Origin of the sequence: Proluteimonas luteida (genome assembly GCF_021191695.1) — a bacterium.
GTDB classification, from domain to species: domain Bacteria; phylum Pseudomonadota; class Gammaproteobacteria; order Xanthomonadales; family Xanthomonadaceae; genus Luteimonas; species Luteimonas luteida.
The window spans coordinates 1-785 of the sequence record NZ_JAIWPT010000051.1; the positions used below are offsets into that span (position 1 = coordinate 1).

At 71.1% G+C, this 785-nt stretch carries 1 protein-coding gene; it reads left to right on the plus strand.

The features are described 5' to 3' along the window. The coding region (locus LDO26_RS18150) for a serine dehydratase beta chain (protein ID WP_305068835.1) at nucleotides 1-785 on the plus strand (785 nt) is incomplete at its 3' end.

A 785-nucleotide genomic window follows, 5' to 3' on the forward strand; every position in this document is an offset into this window, starting at 1 on the left:
ATGGCCGTCAGCACCTTCGACCTCTACAAGATCGGCATCGGGCCGAGTTCCTCGCACACCGTCGGGCCGATGCGCGCCGGCGCGCGCTTCGTGCGCCGCTGGCTGGAGGTCCCCGGCCGGCTCGACGAGGTCGTGCGCGTGCGCGCCGAGGTGTTCGGCTCGCTCGCGCTCACCGGCCGCGGCCACGGCACCGACAAGGCGGTCATGATGGGCCTGGAAGGCCACATGCCCAACCTGATCGACCCGGACCTCATTCCCGATGCGCTGGCGCGCATCCGCGGCCAGCGCCGCATCATGCTGGGCGGCGTCCGCGAGATCGCCTTCGACGAGAAGAGCGACCTGGTGATGAACAAGCGCCAGAAGCTGCCCTTCCACACCAACGGCATGCGCTTCACCGCCTACGGCGGGGACGGCGGCGTCATCGCCACCCGCGACTACTACTCGGTCGGCGGCGGTTTCGTGGTCAACGAGGACGAGGCCGCCGAGGACCGCATCGTCGCCGACACCACCGACGTGCCCTATCCGTTCTCCAGCGGCGACGAACTGATCGCCCAGGCCCAGGACAGCGGCCTGGGCATCGCCGGGCTGATGCTGGAGAACGAGAAGGTCTGGCGCAGCGAGGCCGAGATCTTCGACGGCCTGCGCGAACTGTGGGCGGCGATGCAGTCGTGCGTGGCGCGCGGCATCCGCCAGACCGGCACCCTGCCCGGCGGCCTGCACGTGACCCGGCGCGCGCCGGCGCTGCACGCCGAGCTGTCGTCCAAGCCCGAGGCCGGCATGCGCGA